Raw genomic sequence first — 22,560 nt, 5'->3', positions numbered from 1 at the left:
CACGCTCGTGAGGTCCACGAGGACGTGGAGGGTGAGCCGTCCTGCCGAGGGACCGATCGGGGATTGGTTCCGCCTCCGGTGGTGTTGATCTGCTGCTCCCTGTTCAGGGAAAGAGGCTCCGGGTACTGTCAAAAATATCGGCCATGGTCCATGCGTCGAGGGACAGCACCTTTGCCGTGCCTTCGGCAGCCAGGCTGACGTTTTCCCCGCCGAGGGTGGGGTAGATGCGGGCGGTGAGCGCTATACCGTTCGCAAAAATTTCGACGGCGGACCGGTCCAGGATGACGCGCAGGTGCACCCGTCCCTCGGGCATGGGGACGGGCCCTGACTTGTAATCCACATCAACGGTTGGATCAAGGCTGCTCTGGGTGCGGTCCAGGCGGAGCGTGCCATTGTTGCCGCCGTCATCCGCCCTTCGCAGCTCGATGACCGTTTCCTCGGCGGGTCCGTCCGAGGTGCTCCCGCCACTAGAGCCCAGGACACCGAGCCGCAGCAGGGCGCCCGGTGCCAGCTCGAGGTCCAGCTCGAGGTCGAGTTGCTGGCCTGACACGCCGGTTTCCTGGGGCACCAGGGCACCGCCTAACACAAGCCCGGACAAAGCTAGGTGCTCACGGCGCAGCTTTTTGATTTCCGGTACGGGCGCGAAGCGGAGGGTACCGTCCTCCGACGCCGTGACGGTTCGCGGCAGGCTCATTACCCCTGACCAGCCGGCCTCCACCATCGCGGCATCGCTTCGGCCCTCCTGCATCCAGCCGAACATGACGCGCCGGCCGGACTCGTCCTCGAATGATTGCGGTGCGTAGAAGAAGCGGCCTCCGTAGTCGAGCCGGTGCAGGGCCACGGGCGCGAAGCTGTCCCCGGCGTATCGGCCGGTCCAGTACAGCGGGTGGTGGGTGTCGCCGTCGTTCCAGGCGGAGAAGACCAGCACATCCGGTGAGGCGTTAGAAGGTGCAGACCCCAGCGAACCGTGGCCCGCCCGGAAAAGGTCCACGCATTCCCACATAGTCCCCGTCCAGTCAGTGTCCGCAGGGTCGCCCTGCGAGGCATCGCCGATGAACAGCGGCCCGATGTAGTCCCATCGCCGCAGGTCCGCTGACTCGTAAAGGAACGCCGTACCGCCGCGCTGGCGGATGCCCGAACCCACCAACTGCCGCCACTTCGTTCCTTCACGCCAGACGCAGTGATCACGGTACGCCGTGACGTCTACACCAGCCGGCGGCGCTGCGATCACGGGATTGGCGGGGTCCTTGGTCCAGTTCAGAAGGTCCGGCGATCCTACGGCGATACAGGGCAGCTCCCTGTCCTCGAAGCGCCCCGAATACACCAAGGTAGGCGTGCCGCCGTCGTTCACCAGGACCCCCGACCAGCAGCCGTCGGCGTCCGGTCCTGCAGAAGGTTCCAAGGCAACGGGCTGGTCCGTCCAGGTGACGAGGTCCGTGCTGGTGGCGTGGCCCCACTGGATGCGGTGGTGGAAGGCGCCCTCCGGGTTGTACTGGTAGAAGAGGTGGTACGTGCCGTTCCATTGGCTGACACCGTTGGGATCGTTGAGCCAACCGGCCGGTGAGACGAAATGGAACCGTGGCCGGAGCGCGTCGGCTTCGGCCCGTGCAACCAATTCGTCCTGTGGCACGGTTGCGAGCGGGTGGGTCAGTTCAGTCATGCGGAAGCCTCTTCTTGAGCGTTCGACGCCGGGCGGCTGGGTTGGGTTGGGTCGCCCGCCAGGGCGTGGCCGGCGGCGCCGGCCCACGGCCGGTAGAGGTGGCAGCGCACCCAGTGCCGGTTTTCGGGGTCTCCCACCTGGTGGCGCACGGGTTCATCGGCCGAACAGGCCTGGTTCGCGTCGCCGTCGAAAGCGCACGTGGTCGAAGCCATGACGGCCTGCCGCAGTTCGGCCCGGCGGACGGGATCGTACGAGCCTGCCCGTGCGGGGTCCGGGACAGCGGAAACCAGGAGTTGCGTGTAGGGGTGTGCCGGACGGGACAGCAGGTCCAGGGACTCGCCTTCCTCGACGAGTTCACCGGCGAACATGACTGCCGTGCGGTCCGCCAGGTAGCGTGCGGACGCGAGGTCGTGGGTGATGTAGAGCATGGAGATGCCCTGCTCGTCCCGGAGCTTGCGCATCAGGTTCAGCACACCGATCCGGACCGAAACATCAAGCATGGAGGTGGGCTCGTCGGCCAGGATAACCTGTGGTTCAACGGCGAGGGCCCGGGCAATAGCAACGCGCTGGCGCTGACCGCCCGAGAGCTCGTGCGGATACGAGTTCAGCATGTCAGCCTGGAGGCCAACAGTGGTCATGAGCTCTTCGAGCCGCTGCACGGTCTCCTCCGCAGAACCGCCGCCCTTTCCGTGGATCGCCAGCGAACGCCGCAGGAAATGCTCGATCCTGTGGGCCGGGTTCAGTGAACCGAAGGGGTCCTGGAAGACCATCTGCAGCTGGGACCGGAACGCACGCGACGCCTGGAACCGATCGCGCTTGAGGATGTCGACGCCGTCGATCCGGATCGCGCCGCAGGTCGGCTTCTCGAGCCGGGCAACGCAGCGGGCCAAGGTGCTTTTGCCGGAACCGGACTCTCCCACGAGCGCGACAATTTCGCCGCGGTTGATTGTCAGGTCCACACCGTGCAGGGCGCGGACCGACTCCCGGGAGAACAGCCCTCCAATGGGGAACGACTTGCCCAGGCCACGAATTTCAAGGGCCGGAGTGCGTGTGGCGGACGCAGCCACCGTGGATGTCAGGGAATGGCTCATCGTGCGGCTCCTGCCAGGTCTTCGGAATCAATCACTGCAGCGTCGGCACCCAGCGGAGCCACGAAGTGGCCCGGTGCCGCCTCGGTGAGGTCCGGGATGTTCCGGAACTTCACGCCGTCGGGCAGTCCCGTCAGCGGAACCCGCGGGCCGGTGAGCGGCGGGAACGCGCCCATCAGCGCCTGGGTATAGGGGTGGCGGGGGTTGGTGTAGACGTCTTGGGCCCTGGCGGTCTCCACGATCCGGCCGCCGTACATGACAGCCATGCGGTGCGAGAGTTCCACCATGAGTGACATGTCGTGGGTGATAAAGAGGACAGAGAAGCCGAGCTCGCGCTGGAGGTCTTTGATCTGGGCCATGATCTCCTGCTGCACCACCACGTCCAGCGCGGTGGTGGGTTCGTCCAGGATCAGGAGGGATGGCTTGAGCGCCACGGCCATCGCTATCACGGCCCGCTGCCGCATGCCGCCGGAGAGCTGGTGCGGGTAGGACTTGAGGCGTGCGGGGTCTATCCTCACCAGTTCCAGCAGTTCACCGGCCCGCCGGAGGGACTCCTTGCGGGAGTAGCCGGCGTGGGTGGTGAAGATGTCCACGATCTGTTCGCCGATGGTCAGCACGGGGTTGAGTGAGTTCATGGCTGACTGGAACACCATGGCCACGTCCTGCCAGCGGAAGCGCCGCAGCTCCTCCGGGCTCATGGCCAGGACGTCCTTGCCGCCAAAGGAAATGCTGCCGCCTGCGATCTTCGCGGGATCCTTGAGCAGCCGCATGATCGAGTTGGCAATGGTCGATTTTCCGCAGCCGGATTCCCCTGCGAGACCGAACACCTCACCGGTGCCGATGCTGAACGACACGCGGTCGACGGCGGTGGTGGAGCGGGTGTCGCCGATGTACTTGACGGTGAGGTCCTTGACGTCCAGGACGGGTTCGTGGGAGCCGAAGGACACTTGGGAGATGGTCATTTGGAGGCGCTCCTTTCGGTATCTTTCGGGGTTTTGATCTTCCGCAGCCGCGGGTTGGTGACCTCGTCCACGGCGTAGTTGATGAGGGCCAGGGCGAAGGCGACCAATGCGATGCAGACGCCCGAGGGAACGAACACCCACCAGCTGCCGGTCAGCAGGGCGCCTTCATTGCCTGCCCAGAAGAGGTTGTTGCCCCACGAGACCGTGCCGGCGTCGCCCAGGCCCAGGAACTCCAGGCCTGCTTGGGCACCGATGCCGTAGATGACGCAGGCCAGCAGGGTGCCCATCACGATCGAGGCCATGTTGGGCAGGATTTCGCGGAACATGATCCGGCCGGCCCGTTCGCCGGATACCACGGCCGCGGCCACAAAGTCCTTCGAGCGGATGGACAGGGCCTGTGAGCGCAGGACGCGTGCTGAGCCTGCCCAGCCGGTGACCACGAGGACAAGAATCACAGTGCCCAGCCCCGGAGGGAGGAACGCGGCCAGGATGACCAGCAGCGGCAGGCCGGGAAGGAGCAGGAAGACGTTGGTTGCCAGGGACAGCGCTTCGTCGATGAACTTGCCGAAGTACGCCGAGGCAAGTCCCACCAGGATGCCGACGAAGGTGGACGCGAAGCCCACGGTGAGCCCCACGAAGAGGGAACTCCGGGAGCCGTGGACGGTCAGGGCGAGCACGTCCTGTCCCTTGGCTGTAGTTCCCAGCCAGTGCTCGGCTGACGGTTCCAGCGACGCCATGGCGGTGATCCGTGACGGGTCGCCGGGGAAAAGCACCGGTGCCAGCAGGGCCAGTGCGATGAAGACGAGCATCACGGCCATGCCTGCCAGGGCCTTCTTGTTGGTGAGGATGCCGTGGACGAAGCTGCGGTTGGGCTTGCGGGCCGCCGGGGTTTTGGCGGCCGTTGTGCCGGTTTGCTTCAGGATTGCGGTTGTCATGATCGCTCCCTCTAGTTACTGCGCACGCGCGGGTCGAGGCGGACGTAGAGGATGTCCACCAGGAAGTTGGCCAGCAGCACGGCGGCGGTGATGGTCAGGAACAGGCCCTGCATGAGCGGGTAGTCGAGGCCCTGGACGGCGTTGAGGAGCTGGTATCCGACGCCGGGGTAGGCGAAGACGACCTCGGTGAGCAGCGCACCGCCCACCACGAACCCCAGTCCCATGCCGAAGCTTGTGACCGACGGGAGCATGGCGTTGCGGGCTGCGTAGCGGAGCATGATGCGGCTTGGGCGGAGCCCCTTGGCTTCGGCCATGGTGATGTAGTCCTCGGAGTTGGTGGCGATCATGGTGTTCCGCATGCCCAGCATCCAGCCGCCGATGGAGACCAGCACGATGGTCAGTGCCGGAAGCACCAGGTGCGCGCCGACGTCGCCGATGAACTCCCAGGTGAACCCGGGCTCCAGGCCGGCGGTGAAGGCGTGGCGGATGGGGAACCAATTCAGTACTACGCCGAAAAGGTACAGGGCGCCCATTGCGAGCCAGAAGTACGGGAACGAGCCGATGAATACGAGCAGCGGCGGAAGCGCGGAGTCGACCGCGCCGCCGCGCCGCCAGGCGGCGAGGACGCCCAGCAGGTTACCCACGACGGCGGCAATCACCAGTGCGGTTCCGCCGAGCAGGAGGGTCCAGCCGATCTGGGACGAGATGACCTCGGTGACCGGGGTGGGGAACCGGGAAATGGAGACGCCCATCTGCCCGGTGAAGATGTTGGTCATGTAGCCGATGTACTGCTCCCAGAGGGGCCGGTCATCAACACCCAGCAGCTTGCGCAGGGCCTCGATCTGTTCAGGCTGCATTCTGTCCTGGGAGCGCGCGAACATGCGGGAGACGGGGTCCCCGGGCATGAAGCGGGGGAGCAGGAAATTCAGGGTGATGGATGCCCAGAAGGCGATCAGGTAGAAACCCAGGCGGCGCAGGATGAAGCGCACGGTTTCCCTCCATTCGGGAATTACGGAAAGTTTGGGGGCTGGCCGCCGGATGATCCGGCGGCCAGCAGTGGTGCGTGATGGGCCCACGCCGCCCGGGTTCCCTGGTCGAAGCGGAGCGAGGCCAGGGAGGCGGTGGGTGGGCCCACGCCGCCCGGGTTCCCTGGTCGAAGCGAAGCGAGGCCAGGGAAGCGGCGGGGACTACTTGCGCGGTTCCAGCGTGGTCAGCACAAGCACCGTAGAAGGTGAGCGGACCGAAAGGGTTGCGTAAGGGTTGTCCTCGGTGGGCCAGCCGGTGAAGCGGGTGTCATTGAAGGCGCCCCACTCCGGACCGGAGAACAGCGGCACCAGCGGTGCGGCGTCGTCGTATTCTTCCTGCAGCTTGTTGGCGATGTCCTTCTGCTTGGACTCGTCGGACTCTGCAGCGAACTCTGCCAGCAGGGCGTCAGCCTCGGCGTCGCCGAAGCGGTGGTAGTTGTCGAACGTCTTGGTACCCACAGGCTTGACGGTCGACGTGCCCATTGCGGCGTTGAAATACTTGTACGGGCTGGGGTCGTTGGCGCTCCAGACGATGCCGGAGTCGAAGTCGCCCGTTTCGTAGCCGGCAACCACGGCAGCCCAGTCCGGGGACTCCACCTTTGCCGTGACGCCGACTTCTGCCAGGTTCTGTGCGATCACGTTGGCCACGGACAGCCAGTCGGAAGAGGATGCGCCCACGGAGATCTTGAACTCGAACGGCTTGCCGTCCTTGAGCGTGCGCTTGCCGTCGGCACCCTTCGGGTAGCCCGCCTTGTCCAGCAGCTCATTGGCCTTCTGGACGTCCAGCTTGGTCCAGGTGCAGTTCTCCTTGACGTCGTTGTTCTTCCAGGTCTCGTAGTTGCCGGAGAGCCCTGTGCAGTCCGCGGGCTTGGCGTAGCCGCTCATGCCGATCGTGGTGACCTGTTCCCGGTCAACGGCCATGCTCAGGGCCTTGCGGACGTCAACGTCGTTGAAGGGGGCCTTGGTGGTGTTGAGCTGCCAGTTGATCATGGCGCCTGTGGCCGGGAACCAGTAGTGGCGGTGTTCCTTGTCCTTGGAGACGAAGGTTTTTTCGATGTTCGGGATGTACTGCGGAGCCCAGTCCACGTCGCCGTTCGCGGCGGCGAGGTTGGCGCCGTCGTTTCCTGCAAAGGCAAGCATCTTGATACCGGCGATCTTTTGCTTTTCCGGCTGCCAGTAGTTGGGGTTTTTCTTCAGCACGAACGACTGGGCCTGGAAACTGTCAACCTCGGTGTAAGGGCCTGTGCCGACGGGCTTGGCATTGGCCTCCTTCTCCGGATCGGCGAGGGCGGACCAGATGTGCTTGGGCAGGATGGTGAGGTGCCCGACGTCGTACAGGGCCGGCGACCACGGCTTGTTGAAGGTGAAGGTCACTTTGTTGGTGCCTTCGGCGCTCACGGTGTCCAGGTACTCGAAGCCACCCTTGATCTTCTTCTGGAGCTCGAAGGTGTAGGCGACGTCCTCGGCCACGAAGGGCTGGCCGTCGGACCACTTAACGCCGTCGCGCAGGGTGAAGATGATGGACTTGCCGTCGTCGGCGGCCTTCCATTCAGTGGCCAGCCACGGCACGGTGTCACCCTTGGCCGGGTTGAAGATCAGCAGCGACTCGTAGATGGACTGCTGGACCATCGGGTTGACGGTGGGGGCGAACGGGTTGAAGTTCTGCACGAACGTGCCCATGTCCTCACGCGGAATGGTGAGGAAGGCGCTGGCGTTGGCAGCGGCGTCGGTGCCGGCAGCCTTGTTGCCGTTGGCCGCACAGCCGGTCAGCAGCAGTGCGCCTACCGCCAGCCCGGCCGCCGTGGTGCGGGCAGCCCTCAGGAATCGGGGTTGTGTCATGATGGTTATCTCTTTCCTATCTTCATCAGCAAGGTGAAGGGGTGGGGGAGGGGTTGCTCTTCGAAAGTGATTTCGCGGTCAGACCGAAGAGCGTTCTAGCAGCGGACAGCCGACTAATTGCTGGTCGGCAATAATCGGCTGTCCTGCTGTCAGAGCTGCGAGCGTCTGGACTCCCAGGGCGCCCATTTTTTCAAACGGCAACGCAACCGTGGTCAGTTTGGGCCTGAGGTAGGCCGCAATCAGTTCCTGGTTGTCGAAGCCGATCACGGCGATGTCTCCGGGGATGGTCAGGCCCCGTTCCTTGATGGCGTCGTAAGCGCCCATCGCCATGCGGTCGTTGAGGCAGAACAGCGCGGTTGGCCTGTCCTCCTGTGGGTAGCGGTCCAGGATGCGGCACGCGGCCTCATACCCGCCGTCGGCCGTTGCATATCCAGGCACCACGAGTTCGGGGTCCAGCTCGAGTCCGGCGTCGGCGAGTGCTTCGCGTGCACCCTCCAAGCGCCCGATTGCTGCCGGAATGGCCGGGTCGAGGTTGATGACACCGATCCTGCGGTGGCCGGCCTGGAGCAAACGTTCGACGGCGATGCGGCCCCCGGCGCGTTCGTCCGGGACGATCGATGGCAGCTTCCCGTCGGCGTCGAAGCAGTTGATCAGTACGGTGGGCACTTCCTTGGCGCTTTCGGGCACGTGCACGCCACGGTGGAAGGTGGCTGCGTACAGCAGTCCTTCCACGCGCTGCTCCAGAAGCTTTTCGGTTGCGGCGTCTTCCAGGCCCTGGTTGGGTCCTACGGCATCGGCCTGGTCGGAGGGTGCGATGAGCAGGAACTTGCGGTCGAGCCAGGCTTGGTCTTGTGCACCCTTGATGATGTCGACGGCGAACGGTGCCGTGACGATCTCGGTGACAATCCCGTACCAGTCACTGCGCTGGGATGCCAGTGCACGTGCTCCGGCGTTCGGGCGGTAGCCCAAGGCCTGGACAGCTTCGTTGATCCGGGTGCGGGTCTCTTCGGAGATGCTGGCATTTTCGCGGTTGCTCAGCACGAACGAGACTGCGGTCCGGGAAACGCCCGCGTGCTTGGCAACATCGTTCATGGTGACACCCCGCTGCCGCGCAGCCCCGGCTTGGTTCGGGGTGGTGGTCTTCGCCATTGAATGCTCCGGTGGTAATCGGTGATGGTTGCCAGATAAGTAACGCGCGTTACTTGCCCATATAGAGAGGTTACGCGCGTTACTAGAACTGTGTCAAGGGTTACATTTCCGGGTGTGAAGTCGCGTGCGCAGCGGCGCCGCGTGAAGGGTACGTGTTACGCGTGCGAATTCAGCTGGGGCTGATACTGAAGCTGTGTGCGGAGTTCGTCTTCGGTCGGGGGCCGGGCGCCGGCCCGGGATACGGTGATTGCGGCCGCGGCGGCCGCCGTGCATCCCAGCTGGTCGAGGACCGAAGGGGCCAGGCCGCCGGTTCCGCGGGTGAGGAGCCCGAGGATCAGGGCGGACATGTAGGAGTCGCCGGCGCCGATGGTGTCAACCACGCGGGTCTTCACGGCTGGAATGCTGAGGGTGGTGGCGGATGAGGCGAGCAACGAGCCAGCTGAGCCCCTGGTGATGACAGCCAGCTCCGCTCCCAGATCCAGGATGTGTGTTGCGGTTTCCTCCAAGGCCTTTCTTGGGTAAAGCCATTCGGCGTCCTCATCACTGAGTTTGACGACGCTGGTGAGCTGCACCAGCTCCTCGAAAGTGTGCAGTGCTTCGGCATGGGTTCCGAGCAGGGCTGGCCTGATGTTGGGATCGTAGGTGATGATGCACTCGCTGCGAAGTTCCTCGAGCATAGCTTTGACTCCGACGGCGCCCGGTGACAGAAAACTGGCAATCGAACCCGTGTGGACGATCCTGGGCGGAGTATGTGCAAGATCCGGTGGTTCCACATCCCAGGCGATGTCGAAGGCGTAGCTCGCCGAGCCATCGCTCGCGATGGTGGCGGTCGCCGTCGACGTTCTCTCCTGCGACCGGGAGCCGGGCAGGATCGCCACGCCGGCGCCCGTGAGGTGCTCCTCAAGTGCTTCACCACGGCGGTCAGCTCCGATTGAAGTAAGCAGCCCGGTGCCCACTCCCAGGCGGGCCAGGCCGTACGCCACGTTGGCCGGTGACCCGCCAGGGTGTTCTGTGGTGCCGTCGGGGGTGGTGACGACGTCGATCAGGGCTTCCCCGATAACGACGACGTCCGGCACCTGCCCGGGAGGGTGGGGCTTGCCGTTGTTGTGCATGTCTTGTTCCTTGCTTTGGGTGCTGCCTTACGCGAGCTGCGTGACCTGAAGGCTGTTGATGGTTGCCGCGCCGCCGACGGCGTAAACGGCGAGGTCGGTACTGGTCTCCGCCGGGAAGATCAGTTCGGTCATGGTGACCTGGCCGTCCTGGGCGAAGACTTCAACGGAGCAGCGGTCCACGTAAATGGTGAGGTCGTAGGTACCCTGCTTTGCCAGGATGGGAGCGGTGTCGATGGAGCTGAAGGATGCGTGGAAGTCTGTTCTGCCGGATTCGCGACGGTCCACGAGCAGTGTGTCCTGCCCGGGCCGGAGGCCCACACGGGTTCCCCTCGCGCCGTCTCCGCGCAGGATGAGGCCGAATTCTTCCGCGCTTCCGGGAGTGAAGCTGACGTCTATGCGCTGGACCGTGCCTGCCGCGCCCGCCAGGACCTGCACGCCGTCCTGGATGGTGGTTCCGGAAAGGCTGAACGGCTCCGTGCCGGCCAGGGCATGCCAATCGCCCGCGGGCTGCTGGACCAGGTGCAGTTTTCCTTTGTTGGCCTGCAGTGAAACTTCGCGGGCGAGGCTCATGGGGCTGCGCCAGGGTGCGGTGGGGATGTGGTTGGCGTATTCCCAGTTGTTCATCCAGCCGATCATCAGGCGGCGGTTGTCCGGGGCGTCGCTGAAGGAGACGGCGGCGTAGTAGTCCCGGCCCCAGTCCAGCCACTGGTACTCGCCGAGCCGGGCAGGTTCCAGGGTGCCTTCGGTGACCGTGCTGGCGGAGGTGAACGTGGTTCCGTCGAAGTCGCCGATGAAGTATTGGCCGGCTGAGCCGTTGTTGGGACCGCCGGGGTTGAGGTTGACGGTGAGGACCCATTTGAGGTTGTCCGGGTCGCCGTCCACGGGCAGGGGAAACAGGTCGGGGCATTCCCAGACCCCGCCGGTGGCGTTCGCGGGGCCGAAGGTGCTCAGCAGTTCCCAGGTCTTCAGGTCGTGGGATTTGTAGAGCACCACCTGGAAGTCTGTGGCTTCGACGGCGACCATCACCCAGTAACTGTCCGCGCCGCCGTCGTACCAAATGACTTTGGGGTCCCGGAAGTCGCCGGACCCGCGGCTTAGGACGGGGTTGCCTCCGTGTTTTGTCCAGCTGTAGCCTCCGTCGAGGCTGTAGGCCAGGGACTGGGCCTGGACGCCCTCATGCGATGAGCCCGGTTTGAAGGCGCTGGTGTAGATCGCCACCAGTGGGGCCACCGACGGGGTGCCGAAGCCGCTGGTGTTGTCACGGTCATGGACGATGCTGCCGGAGAAGATGTCTTCGTTCTCGTCGCAGGCGATGGCGACGGGGTGCTCGGTCCACGTCAGCAAGTCGGTGGACGTGGCATGGCCCCAGGACATGTTGCCCCAAACGTTTCCCAGCGGGTTGTTCTGGTAGTAGAGGTGGTAGACGCCGCCGTGGAAAATCAGGCCGTTGGGATCGTTGAGCCAGGTGTCCTTGGCGGTGTAGTGCAGGGCGGGGCGGTAGCTGTCTGTTGTGGCTGCCGGACTGGCCGGGGTGAGTGTATCCATGGGGTTCCTTCTGGAAGTACGAGTTATTTGCTCGCGCCGGCTGTGAGGCCTTCGCGCAGGGTGCGTTGTCCGAAGATAAAGACCACCAGGGCGGGCAGCATGGACAGGATCACGCCGGCGAGGACCACCGATATACTCCCGGTGCCGAGGTTGCCTTGGAGCGTGACCAGGCCGAGGGGGAGGGTGAAGTTCTGTTCGCTGATGGTGAGGATCAGTGGCCGGAAAAACTCGTTCCAGTGGAAGTTGAAGGCAAGGATCCCGACGATGGCCATGCCCGGAACGGCCAGCGGCACGTAGACGGAACGGAAGATCCGCCACGGCCCGGCACCATCCAGGGCAGCCGCTTCCGCAAAATCATTTGGCAGGCCAAGGAAATACTGACGCATCAGGAACGTGCCGAAGGCGGTGGGAATGGCCGGCAGGATCAGTGCCAGCAAGGTATCGGACAGACCCATCCCACGGATGAGCATGAAGACGGGGACGATGGTGACCTGCACTGGAACCATCATCGTGGCCAGCACCAGCGAGAAGATGGCGTTCTTGCCCCGGAAGTCCAGGCGGGCGAAGGCGTAGCCGGCCAGAGTGGCGGAGGCCATCTGGCCAAGCGCGATCAGCCCGGTCACCAGTGCGCTGTTCAGGACCAGGAGGCCGACATTGATCTGCTTGAACACCTCCCGGTAGGCGGTGAAGTCAGGGTTGATGGGCAGGAAGGACGGGGGCAGGTTGAACGACTCCGACGGCGTTCGCAGCGAGGTGGACAGGGTCCACAGGACGGGGCCGAGCGTCAGCGCCGCAGCCACCGCTAACGCGGCGTATCTGCCGACGGTTCCTGCGGCGGGCAGGCGGCGGTTGCGGTAGGGCCGTGGGGTGGCCGGTGTGCCGGCGGTGGAACCCGGATGCTCGTTGGTCCCTGTGTTCAGGGTCTGGCTGGACATAAGGAACCTCACTGGTAGAAGACGAAGCGGCGGCTGAGGCGGAATTGCAGAGCGGTGACGGCCAGGATCAGCACCGTCAGTACCAGGCCGATGGCCGAGGCTTCGCCGAATTCCAGTTGCTGGAAGGCGGATTCAAAGATCACCATGACGGCGGTGCGGGTGGAATCCCCTGGACCGCCGTTGGTCAGTACGTAGGGCTGGTCGAAGACCTGCAGGGCACTGATGATCGCCATCACGGAGGCGACGAGCACGGTGGGGCTGATCAGCGGAAGGGTGACATTGCTGAACTGTTTCCAGCCTGTGGCGCCGTCCAGGTTTGCTGCCTCGTGCAGTTCTTTCGGAATGTTGCTCAGGGCTCCGAGGAAGAGGAGGAAGGAGAACCCGAAGTTCTGCCAGACGTACACCAGGACGACGACGGCGGCGGAGGCCACGGGACTGGTCAGCCACGGGACTGCGGGAATGCCGATGAGGGACAGGAGCCAGTTCACCACGCCAAATTGAGCGTTGAACATGTACCGCATGAAGATGGACACCGACGCGGCGGACAGCACCAGGGGGAAGAAGAAGGTGGAACGGAGGAATACCCTGAGCCAGGACGGCATCCTGGCCTGGAGCATGGAAGCCAGGCTGAGTGCAATGCCGAGTTGAAGGATTACCGCGACCACCACGAACACGATGGTGTTCAGGAAGGACACGCGGACGGTGGGGTCCTGGGCCAGGGAGGCGAAGTTGGCGAAACCGACGAACTCGGGTGCTGAGATGATGTCCCAGCGGAAGAAGGCCAGGACCAGCGAGCCGATGATCGGCAGGAAGGTGAACAGGGCCATCCCCAGCAGCGTGGGGGCAAGGAAGATCATCGCGAGCCATCGCTCGACGAACGAGCGGCGCGCGGCCTGTGGTTTTACGGTGTGGCGTGGCGGAGTGGAAGTGGTGGTCATGCGTTCCTCCTGAGGGCCAGTTCGAGATCCCGCTGCAGGGTTCCCATCGCTGTCCGTACGCCGGCGGAGCTGCCGCTGACAGCGGTGGAAACGTTTTTCATCAGGGCAGTTTCGACGGCGGCCTGCTGCGGCGGCGCGGGGATCGGACCGGAGGTGGGGAACCTGTCGAGGGTGTCGTAGAAGACCTTCCAGTGCCGGGGTCCGGTGGCGGCGTAAAACGACTCGTTGACCATCGAACGGCGGGTGGGAGTGGTGTTCGGCTTGGGAATGGCCAGCTGCATCGCTTCGCGGCTGGAGCAGAACTTCACCCATTCCCAGGCTGCGTCCTTATCCTTCGCCGTGCGCATGATCGCGTAGCCGGCAGCGCCGAACTGGTGCCGCTGCGTCCGCCAGCGGGGGAAGAACTGCACATCGAACTGATCGGCCGTCATTCCGGCGTCATGCAGGCCCTGCGCCCAGTAGCCGCCCGCCGGCGTGGTGCCGATGCGGTTGTTCCCGAACAAGCCAACGAGGGCGTTGCCGCCCCCGGACTCAGGCCGTACGCCCAGTCCTTCGGACACGAGCTCGCGCAGGTAGTCGAAGGTCTCGATGACCCGCCCGTCCTCGGCGTTCGGAGCCAGCCACTGATATCCGCCACCGCGGGTGGCCCGGGCAGGGTCCTTGGGATAGAAGCGGTCCCACAGCCAGTCCCCGCCGGAGGCCTTGCTCTCGGTGAGGAAGCTGGTGTCGTTGGCGTATAGCCATGGCACTACTCCGCCAAAAAGCCGGTTGGTCCAGTAGTACGGGGTGAAGTCGGCCGGGCGCGCTTTCCGAAGGGCGCGGAGGGTGGCGCTGAAGTCATCCTGCGTCCAGTCGTCCTTCGGCCGGTCAAGGCCGGCCTGGGCGAAGGTGGTGGTATTCAGGTACATGTTCGCCGCGTTCCAGTCCAGCGGAAGCTGGTACAGGCTTCCCTGGTACATGAAGGCTTCCAGCAGGCTCGGATGAACGTCATCAAAGTAGTCGCTCATGTCGGCTGCGTCCCGGCGGACATAATCATCCAGCGGCTCGGCGAGCTTGTCGGCGAACAGTTGGGCACCCTCCGTGGCCACGTAGACGACGTCCGGCGGCGTGCCGGCCGCCACCATGGTGAGGATCTTGGAAAAGAAATCCTTCCAGTCCGCGCCCTGGATGGCTTGCACCTGGACCGGGATATCCGGGTGGGCAGCGGTAAAGGCCTGAACCAGCCCCTGGCGGGCCGCGGCGTCCGCAGCGGTTCCAAGGATGGCGATGTTCAGGGCATTGCTGCCACGGCCCGGGATGTCAGTCCCGGTAAGTCGGGGCCAGGCCCCCACGGTAGCTCCCGCGACGGCTAGTCCCGTGAGGCCCAGCATGGAACGCCGCGTGAATTGTGAAATCCCGTTGCCTGACCGCGGCGCAAACGAGGGGTCGGGTTGCCCCGGTGTCTTCTCAGACGTCATTGTCAGCTCCTCCTAACACGTGTTAAGTAGGGTAGATATTCGACCTAACACGTGTCAAGTGATTTCGGTCCCAAGTCTATGGCGCGATGATGAACCTGCAGCAAGGACAGGCCCTTTGCGGAAAGGGGTGGACAGGCCTGGGCTGCGATTGGCCGTTCCTGCCGGGTTCAGCAGCACAGCGGGTGTGGAAGCGCCGGGTTAGCCGGCCGGGACGGCAGCGGTGGAAGCCCGAGGGATGATCCGGCAGGGCACATGGACGGTTCCCTCTTCCGGATCCTCCCTCGCCGTGGTTTTTCCTTCGACCGCATCCAACAGCATGGACATGGCCAGTGCTCCGATTTCAGCGTGCGGAAGTGCCACGGTGGTCAGGGCGGGAACCAGGTTCGCGGCGAGGTTCTGCTGGTCGTCATAGCCGACCACCGAGAGATCCTGCGGTACGCGCAGTCCTGCGGCAGCGGCGTACAGCAGTACCCCGGTGGCCACCCTGTCGTTCGAGCAAATGATCGCCGTCGGCCGGTCCCGGCCGCCCAGCACGGAAGAGGCTGCCCGGTAGCCCTCGTCGATGTCCCATCCGGTCGCGTGGACGTGCTGCTGTTCACGGCCCATCCCCGCCTCTTCCATGGCCTCGCGGTAACCCTGTTCGCGCTGTGGGGCGGCAGGGGAGCTAAGGGTTCCGGTCAACAGCGTGATACGGCGGTGGCCGAGGTCAAGCAGCAGTTGTGCCGCAGCCCGGCCACCTTCAACCTCTGCCGGTATAACCGACTGGAGCTGGGAGGCGTCATCCGTGCAATTGGCCAGAATGGCCGGCAAGGTAAGCATCGCCGGCGGAGCGGTGATTTCGCGCAGGCTGCCGGTGGCGTACATGATTCCGTCTACCTGCCGGTGGACGAGCTGTTGTGCCGCGGCGCTTTCGCGGGCCCTGTCATGTTCCGTGTCCACCACCAGGACCATGTATCCGCGGGCCAAGGCCGTGCGTGATGCGCCGCTGATCAGCCGTCCGGCGAAGGGGCTGGTGACGATGTCATCCGTAATGATGCCGATCGTTGATGTTTGCTGGTTGCGCAGGCTGAGGGCAACCGAGTTGGGCGTGTAGTCCAGCTCTGCCGCGGCGCGGAGCACGCGCTCCTGTCGTTCTGCGGTGACGTTGCCGGTTGCCCTGCCGTTGAGCACCAGTGATACCGCACTGCGGGACACGCCCGCCCGCCGTGCCACGTCCAGTGCCGTGGCTTTACGTTTGACCATGCCGGGCCCCCTTGCTGTTGGGCCTAGCATACCTAACTCGTGTGAGGCAGGCAGGTGACCCGACCGTCCGCCCGCTGCCGCTGGCGATCAGCATCTTCCAGAACCAGCAGCCTCCCGAATGGGGACAGGTGCTTGCCTTCGGCACGATGTTCATCGTCCCGGTCCTGGCGGTCTTCCTGGTCTTCCAGCGCTGGTTCGTCGCCAGTATCAGCAGCTCCGCCATCAAGGGCTGACGCTCCGCCTCGACCCAACCGGCCCACCTCAACGAAAAGACAGGTGCATTACTTTGGCTTTCAGCCTCAGAGACTCATGGGTGTGGGACTTCTGGATCGCCGACGACGGCGACACGTTCCACATGTACTACCTCCACGCCCCCAAGAGCCTGGGAGACCCGGCCCTGCGGCACCGCAATGCCCGGATCGGGCACGCCACCTCACAGGACCTGATCACGTGGGAACCCCACGGCGTGGTCCTGCAGCCAGATGATCCGGAGGCGTTCGACGCAACCTCCACCTGGACGGGCAGCGTGGTCCAGGGCCCGGACGGGATATGGCGGATGTTCTACACCGGCGCGCGCTTTTATGACACCCACAACATCGAGGCCATCGGTGTTGCAACGTCCCCGGACCTTTACACCTGGACCAAGCAACCCGCCGTCGTGCTGAAACCTGACCGCCGCTGGTACGAACGCTACGGTGACAGCAGCTGGCCGGAAGAAGCATGGCGGGACCCCTGGGTCTTCGCCGACCCGGACGGCGATGGCTGGCACATGCTCATCACCGCCCGCGCGAATGAGGGTGAGGACGATGACCGCGGCGTCGTCGGCCACGCAGTATCACCGGACCTCTCGTCCTGGGAAGTCAGGCCACCCCTCAGCCGGCCGGGCTCCGGATTCGGGCACCTTGAGGTCCCCCAGACCGTCGAGATGGACGGCAGGACCCTCCTGATGTTCTCGTGCGGCGTAGATACGCTTTCCGCCGGAAAAGCCGCAAGGTTCGACGGCGGCGGCATCTGGAGCCTCGAAACCCGCCATCTCAGTGGTCCCTTCGACGTCGCATCCGCTGCGGTAGTCACCACGGCACCGCTCTATAGCGGAAGACTCGTCCAGGACAGGTCCGGCCAATGGCTCATGATGGCCTGCCATGACGCCAACAGCGATGGCACCTTCGACGGCGTGGTGTCCGACCCCGTGCCGGTCCACTGGGATCCCGCACGCGGAAGCCTGACCGCCGCCCCATCACCCAAGGACTTGTGAGGACCTCCATGCCCAGCCAGAACCCGGGTGCGATCCTGCACCTGACAGCAGGTGGAGTGTCGGTGGTACTCGACGCCACGAACGGGCAATTACCGGCAATTGTGCACTGGGGAGGGCAACTGCCCGTGCTGACTGCCGAAGAAGCAAGAACAATGGTGGGAGCCTGTACTCCCGTCACGGGTTCCAGCACCATCGGCGTGCCACCCCGGCCTGGCCTCATGCCCGGACAGGACTCAGGCTGGTTGGGGCGTCCAGGACTGCGTGGCTCCTTCGACGGCATTGGGTGGTCGCCGAAATTCCGGGTCCACACTGTGGACCTCAATGGCGTACCAGTGACCGGGTTCGCATCGGCCGGAGCAGGTCGGGTGCTGGTCAGCGCAACCGACGACGCACAGCGGCTGCGCCTTGACCTGACCTTGGACCTGCTTCCCGGCGCGCTGATGCGCAGCCGGGCGAAGCTGACCAACCTGCACGAAAAGACGTACGCGCTCGACGATGTCTCCCTGGCCTTCCCGATTCCTGCTGAAGCAACGGAATTGCTCGATTTCGCGGGAAGCCACAACCTTGAACGGGTTCCGCAGCGCGGAACCCTGCGCACAGGGACGCACCTCCGTGAGAACCGAAAGGGCCGGACCGGCTCGGACAGCGCCTTTATACTGCACGCCGGAACTCCTGGATTCGGCTTCGGCAACGGTGAAGTCTGGGCCGTCCACACGGCATGGAGCGGAAACCACCACCATTTCGCCGAACGCTTCTTCGGCGACCAGCTGCTCGGCGGCGGCGAACTGCTTCTTCCCGGCGAAGTCCGGCTGGGCCCCGGTGACACCTATCGGAGCCCTTGGGTTTACGCCTCGTACGGGACAGGCCTTGACGCCGTTGCCAGCCGTTTCCATGCCCATGTGCGGAGCCGCACTTCTCCGGTATCCGCAGATCGCCCCGTGACCCTGAACGTGTGGGAAGCCGTCTACTTCGACCACGACGAACAAAAACTCATGGACCTGGCAGAACGTGCCGCTGCCGCCGGCGTTGAGCGCTACGTGCTCGACGACGGCTGGTTCCGTTCGCGCCGCGACGACACCTCAGGATTGGGGGACTGGGTTGTCTCTCCGGATGTATGGCCTGCCTGGCTGCACCCGCTGGTGGACCGCGTCCACGACCTCGGGATGCAGTTCGGGCTATGGTTCGAACCCGAGATGGTCAACCCGGACAGCGATGTGGCTCGCGCCCATCCGGAGTGGATCATGGCGGCCCGTTCCGACTGGCCTGTTGAATCGCGCAGCCAGCAGGTCCTGAACCTTGGCATCCCCGAGGCCTACGAGCACGTCAAGAAGCAAATCCTCGCCCTCCTGGCCGAGCACAAGCTGGACTACATCAAATGGGACCACAACCGGGACCTCATTGAGGCGGGAAACCAGCTGGAGGGCGGGCGTCCCGGTGTCCACCGGCAGACGCTGGCGTTCTACGCGCTGCTTGAGGAGATCCGTTCGGAACATCCCGGACTGGAGATTGAGTCATGCTCTTCAGGCGGAGCCCGCGTAGACCTCGGCGTTCTGGAGCACACAGACCGGGTTTGGGTGTCGGACAACATCGACCCCCACGACCGGCAAACAATGCTCCGCTGGACCACGCAGCTGCTTCCACCCGAATACCTGGGATCACACATCGCATCAGGCCGTTCCCACACCACCGGCCGCCAACACGACCTGTCGTTCCGCGCGGGTACCGCCGTCTTCGGATACCTCGGTGTCGAATGGGACCTTGCCACCGCCACCGAGAAGGAACTCGACAGCCTGCGCCGGTGGATCTCCTTCTACAAACAGGAACGCGGGCTGCTGCTCAGCGGGGACGTGATCCGCATGGACGGTCCCGATGCCCAAGTACTCGTACACGGCGTCGTCAGCCCGGATCGCTCCGAAGCGATCTTCGCGCAAGCGGCACTGGACAGCCTTTACCCGGACCCGACCGGGCGCCTCCGCTTGCGAGGACTCGACCCCGAGGTGCGATACCACGTGGCGCCGGTCTTCACCGGATCCACACCATCCGGACTGGTCCCGCCGGAATGGTGGGGCCAGCCGAAGGCCTCCGAAATACACATTGAACGGACGTCGCTGCGGGCAGCCGTTCGGACGACATAAGCTTCCCGGGGGCCGTGTTCGCTGGCGGTCTGCTGGAAAAGGTTGGTGTCGCGTCGCCCAGACTTCACCCCGACCAGGTGGTTCTGTACCGGCTGATCAAACTCCCCTAAGCCAGCCGTACATTAAAATTTGACGGCGGCACTCACCTGAGTGCCGCCGTCGAAGCGGCTTTCTGGGGGGACCAAAGAACTCGGCGTGTGGCTGGCACCACGGACCCGCCTCCCGGCCGCAGTCGAAGCTAGCGTGGAACAGCCCGCTGCAACAGAAGGACCGTTCACATCATCCGCTCCGCCGCCCAGACCCTGACCCTGGCAGCCTCCCTCCTGCTGGCCGGCTCCCTCGCCAGTTGTGACGCTGCAGCCAGCGCCCTTGAGGTTCTTGAATCCGCTCAAGGCAGCGCAGCCGAGGCCCCGGCCGCTGCCGACCCGTCCCTTGCCGTTGATGTTGCCCAGGCCCTTGAGCTGCTGCAGGGCATCCCGGTGAAGGGCCGCGCCCCTAAGACGGGCTATAGCCGGGACGAGTTCGGACCAGCCTGGGCTGACGTCGACCGCAACGGCTGCGACACCCGCAATGACATCCTCGCCCGGGACCTGACCGGCGAAACGTTCAAGGCCGGCACCAACAACTGCGTTGTCACCGCCGGTACCCTGGCCGATAAGTACACCGGCGCGACCATCAATTTCACCCGCGGTCAGGACACCAGCTCCGACGTGCAGATCGATCACATCGTGCCACTCAGCGACGCCTGGCAGAAGGGCGCGCAGCAACTCAGCGCCAACCAGCGCAAAGAACTCGCCAACGACCCGCTGAACCTCATGGCTGCAGACGGGCCAACCAACAGCGCCAAGGGCGACAGGGACGCCGCCACGTGGCTGCCTCCGAACAAGGCCTTCCGATGCGAATACGTGGCACGCCAAACGGCCGTCAAGGCCACGTACAAACTCTGGGTCACACAAGCCGAACACGACGCGGTTGCCAGCATTCTTGAAGGCTGCCGGTAGATCCACCCCGGCTTCCCGGCATTAGGGCAACCGGCTACAACTGCACGTCCTCCAACGTACGGAGCTCACGGGCGGGAGTTGGTGTGGCCAGCGCTTCCTGGGCCCGGGGGAGGGGTTCGAATTCGTCGTTCATCGGGTCCCAGCCGAAGAGGTGGCCGAAGTCCAGTCCGGTGAGTTCACTGATCCTGCGGATGGGTACCTGGAAGGTGACCGGTGTGAAGGCCTCCCTGAGAATGCCCTCCACCAGTTCATGCTGGCTGATCATGTACGCGCTGGCGGAATGGCTGCCGTCCGGACGCTGGAACACGAGCATCTTCCAGAACGACAGCGGGATGCGGGCGGCCTGGAACTCCGGATCATTGGCTGTGAAGACAGGGCCGGTAAACACACTGAGCCGCAGCTTTTCAGCCTTCGCCGTGTCCAGCACGTAGTCTTCCAGGCCGGCCCACAAAGACGCACCCTGGTTGAAGTTCTTGTGCTGCGGGGAGCAATTGGTGAAGTGGAACGTATCGTCGTTCGCAGCCTTTGCAGCGGCGTCGGGACCCCAGGCCGGATCCAGGCGGCGGACGAGGTGGCCGCGGTCAAAGTCGTTGCCGGCATAGAGGTCCCCGCCAATCTGCTCCGACCGGTCCAGCCGGGGGTCGAAGTACCACTTGTCGCGGTCCCGCTTGGGGGACTGGCTGAGCCGGCCATCGACGTTCACGGCTGTGTAGAGGGCCAGCCGCCTGCTGCGGTGCATGACGAGGCTGAAGTGATGGTAGTTCAGCGCTGTCGGGTCCTGCCCCTGGGCCGGGCGACGGTTCTGCGCCGCCTCCGCACGCTGTTCCGCCGTGAGCACCGGCAGCGGTACAGGCACATCCAGGAAGTCGGGGTCGTAGCCCTTTCTTCCCTCGTAGTCGGGGTCTATCGCCACGGCTTCCTCGGCCAGCGCACTTCCCGTGCCGATGGCGTCCCCGCTGCCCGGACCAACGGCGTCCCCGCTGCCAGGGCCCGCGGTCCGGCCTGCGGACGAGGGGGCCGGTTCGTGTGCCGCCTGCACTGCACCGAGCCGGACCGTGATGTGCAGGGGGATGGTGAGGGACACGGCCCCCTCCGCCGTGGCGACTGGCTGCTCCACCGGTTGAGGCAGTTGGACCTCCACCGGGCCCTGCCGTTCCACCACCGGGTCCAGTTCTACCGGGTCCAGAAGTTCTGCCGGGTGGGGCGGGTCGGCCGGCAGGGGAGGCGGGTTCAGTGCTTCCTCCAGCAGGGCCCGTTCTTCGTTGGTCATGCCGTCGGCGTTCGCTCCCAGCCAGGCCAGGATGCTGCTGATCCGGATTCCCTCATTGGCCACCCACTGGATCCGCAGCTCATCCTGCGTGCTGTCCCACACGGTGCCGTCCACCGTCAGGATGTCGCCTGCCGCATTGCGGGCAGGGACGCCGGAATGGTGCAGGCCCAGGACTTCCCACTGGTTGTTGAAGAGCGGTGAACCGGAGGAGCCTGGAGAGGTGTCCGTGTGGTAGTGCAGGAACTGGTCAAAGCGGTCGATGAGTTCGTTCTGCTGCAGCGCGAGCTGCTTCTCCTGGCCTTCCGGGTGCTGGATGATGTTGATGGACTCTCCCAGCAGGATCTTGCCCTGCTCCTTCGATGTGCGGTTGAAGCCGAAGCCGGCCAGCGGAACCGAGGCACCCGCCCCGTCCGGACGTGAGGCCGCTGCCACCGCCACCACGGTGACATCCAGTCCGGAGTCCGTCCGGAAGAAGGTGTCCGGCTCGAGGTCAAACTGCGATGCAGCCAGCGGAAGGCCGCTGACGCCGTTCTGGAAGTTGAATTCCAGCCGGGAAAAGCGGGCAGACTGGGCGTCTGCCAACACGTGGTTGTTCGTCAGGGCCAGGCGCGGCGAGATCATGAACCCCGTGCCGAAGGAGCGGATCTGGAACCGGTCACGGACAATGACCCTCCCCACACTGCGTGCCACCGCCGTGCCCAACTCCAGGAAAGCGATGCCCAGCAGGTTGTTCCCGCCGATAATCCGCTCCAGCACCAGCTCATCCCGCACCTGGCCACGGGCTGCCGGCGAGGTTTCCGCCGTCGCCTTGAGCGCGTCCCTTACAACCGGCTGGCGCATGACGCGACGGCTGCGCAGTTCCACCCGTTCCGGCGCGTCCACGTTGAGGATGCTTCCCTGCGGGGTGTGTGCCTCCGCGATCTTTTCCTCCGTCCCCGCGCGTGGACCTTTGCGTGCCTGGAAGCGCGCCTGGGTGGCGGTGAGCACGTCGTCCGGTATGACCATGGGTATG

Annotated in this window: 18 protein-coding genes; 4 read left to right on the top strand and 14 right to left on the bottom strand. The window is 64.8% G+C overall.

Translation table 11 applies throughout. The features are described 5' to 3' along the window. Positions 1 to 103 precede the first annotated feature (103 nt). From NFU08_RS01345 to NFU08_RS01285, 13 genes are all read right to left on the bottom strand, one after another. On the bottom strand, positions 104 to 1,660 hold the full coding sequence (locus NFU08_RS01345) for a glycoside hydrolase family 32 protein (RefSeq protein ID WP_251420200.1): 1,557 nt from the start codon (positions 1,658 to 1,660) through the stop codon (positions 104 to 106). Then, on the bottom strand, positions 1,657 to 2,751 hold the full coding sequence (locus NFU08_RS01340) for an ABC transporter ATP-binding protein (protein WP_251420199.1): 1,095 nt from the start codon (positions 2,749 to 2,751) through the stop codon (positions 1,657 to 1,659). Before NFU08_RS01340 ends, NFU08_RS01345 begins: the two co-directional genes overlap by 4 nt. After that, on the bottom strand, positions 2,748 to 3,710 hold the full coding sequence (locus NFU08_RS01335) for an ABC transporter ATP-binding protein (RefSeq protein ID WP_251420198.1): 963 nt from the start codon (positions 3,708 to 3,710) through the stop codon (positions 2,748 to 2,750). Before NFU08_RS01335 ends, NFU08_RS01340 begins: the two co-directional genes overlap by 4 nt. Next, positions 3,707 to 4,645 (bottom strand): ABC transporter permease, encoded by a 939-nt coding sequence (locus NFU08_RS01330; RefSeq protein WP_251420197.1) that lies wholly within the window; start codon positions 4,643 to 4,645, stop codon positions 3,707 to 3,709. The genes NFU08_RS01335 and NFU08_RS01330 overlap by 4 nt, the downstream gene beginning before the upstream one ends. Positions 4,646 to 4,656: 11 nt before the next feature. After that, positions 4,657 to 5,634 carry an ABC transporter permease gene (locus tag NFU08_RS01325; protein WP_251420196.1) on the bottom strand — a complete coding sequence of 326 codons (978 nt, stop codon included), beginning with the start codon at positions 5,632 to 5,634 and terminating at the stop codon, positions 4,657 to 4,659. Positions 5,635 to 5,832: 198 nt separating this feature from the next. After that, on the bottom strand, positions 5,833 to 7,509 hold the full coding sequence (locus tag NFU08_RS01320) for an ABC transporter substrate-binding protein (RefSeq protein WP_251420195.1): 1,677 nt from the start codon (positions 7,507 to 7,509) through the stop codon (positions 5,833 to 5,835). A gap of 78 nt (positions 7,510 to 7,587) precedes the next feature. After that, positions 7,588 to 8,658, bottom strand: a complete 1,071-nt coding sequence (locus NFU08_RS01315) for a LacI family DNA-binding transcriptional regulator (RefSeq protein WP_251420194.1) — start codon at positions 8,656 to 8,658, stop codon at positions 7,588 to 7,590. A 155-nt stretch (positions 8,659 to 8,813) separates the two neighbouring features. Further along, positions 8,814 to 9,770: a carbohydrate kinase gene (locus NFU08_RS01310; RefSeq protein ID WP_251420193.1), complete on the bottom strand. Its 957-nt coding sequence runs from the start codon at positions 9,768 to 9,770 to the stop codon at positions 8,814 to 8,816. Between the two features lie 27 nt (positions 9,771 to 9,797). Further along, the gene (locus NFU08_RS01305; protein ID WP_251420192.1) at positions 9,798 to 11,315 is read right to left on the bottom strand and encodes a glycoside hydrolase family 32 protein; all 1,518 of its coding nucleotides are present in this window, start codon (positions 11,313 to 11,315) and stop codon (positions 9,798 to 9,800) included. A gap of 23 nt (positions 11,316 to 11,338) precedes the next feature. Beyond that, on the bottom strand, positions 11,339 to 12,250 hold the full coding sequence (locus tag NFU08_RS01300) for a carbohydrate ABC transporter permease (protein WP_251420191.1): 912 nt from the start codon (positions 12,248 to 12,250) through the stop codon (positions 11,339 to 11,341). A gap of 8 nt (positions 12,251 to 12,258) precedes the next feature. Then, complete coding sequence (locus NFU08_RS01295) at positions 12,259 to 13,188, bottom strand: carbohydrate ABC transporter permease (protein ID WP_251420190.1); 930 nt, start codon at positions 13,186 to 13,188, stop codon at positions 12,259 to 12,261. Further along, complete coding sequence (locus tag NFU08_RS01290; RefSeq protein ID WP_174174673.1) at positions 13,185 to 14,645, bottom strand: extracellular solute-binding protein; 1,461 nt, start codon at positions 14,643 to 14,645, stop codon at positions 13,185 to 13,187. The genes NFU08_RS01295 and NFU08_RS01290 overlap by 4 nt, the downstream gene beginning before the upstream one ends. A gap of 198 nt (positions 14,646 to 14,843) precedes the next feature. Continuing rightward, on the bottom strand, positions 14,844 to 15,887 hold the full coding sequence (locus NFU08_RS01285; RefSeq protein WP_251420189.1) for a LacI family DNA-binding transcriptional regulator: 1,044 nt from the start codon (positions 15,885 to 15,887) through the stop codon (positions 14,844 to 14,846). Positions 15,888 to 15,928: 41 nt separating this feature from the next. Here NFU08_RS01285 and NFU08_RS01280 point away from each other — a divergent pair, with 41 nt between their 5' ends. From NFU08_RS01280 to NFU08_RS01265, 4 genes are all read left to right on the top strand, one after another. Further along, positions 15,929 to 16,120, top strand: coding sequence for a hypothetical protein (locus NFU08_RS01280; RefSeq protein WP_251420188.1), 192 nt, complete (start codon positions 15,929 to 15,931; stop codon positions 16,118 to 16,120). Positions 16,121 to 16,173: 53 nt separating this feature from the next. Continuing rightward, a complete protein-coding gene (locus NFU08_RS01275; RefSeq protein ID WP_251420187.1) occupies positions 16,174 to 17,142 on the top strand; it encodes a family 43 glycosylhydrolase in 969 nt (322 codons plus the stop codon). Positions 17,143 to 17,150: 8 nt separating this feature from the next. Then, positions 17,151 to 19,277, top strand: a complete 2,127-nt coding sequence (locus NFU08_RS01270) for an alpha-galactosidase (protein WP_251420186.1) — start codon at positions 17,151 to 17,153, stop codon at positions 19,275 to 19,277. Positions 19,278 to 19,600: 323 nt separating this feature from the next. Then, positions 19,601 to 20,278, top strand: coding sequence for an HNH endonuclease family protein (locus NFU08_RS01265; RefSeq protein WP_374724844.1), 678 nt, complete (start codon positions 19,601 to 19,603; stop codon positions 20,276 to 20,278). Positions 20,279 to 20,312: 34 nt separating this feature from the next. Here NFU08_RS01265 and NFU08_RS01260 read toward each other — a convergent pair whose 3' ends face one another. Continuing rightward, positions 20,313 to 22,553, bottom strand: coding sequence for a DNA/RNA non-specific endonuclease (locus NFU08_RS01260; RefSeq protein WP_251420185.1), 2,241 nt, complete (start codon positions 22,551 to 22,553; stop codon positions 20,313 to 20,315). Between the last annotated feature and the right edge of the window lie 7 nt (positions 22,554 to 22,560).

It is taken from the genome of Pseudarthrobacter sp. NCCP-2145 (genome assembly GCF_023708005.1).
Lineage (GTDB): Bacteria > Actinomycetota > Actinomycetes > Actinomycetales > Micrococcaceae > Arthrobacter > Arthrobacter oxydans.
Note: the sequence above shows the minus strand (reverse complement) of the source record. Positions and strands in the feature narration are given on the sequence as shown.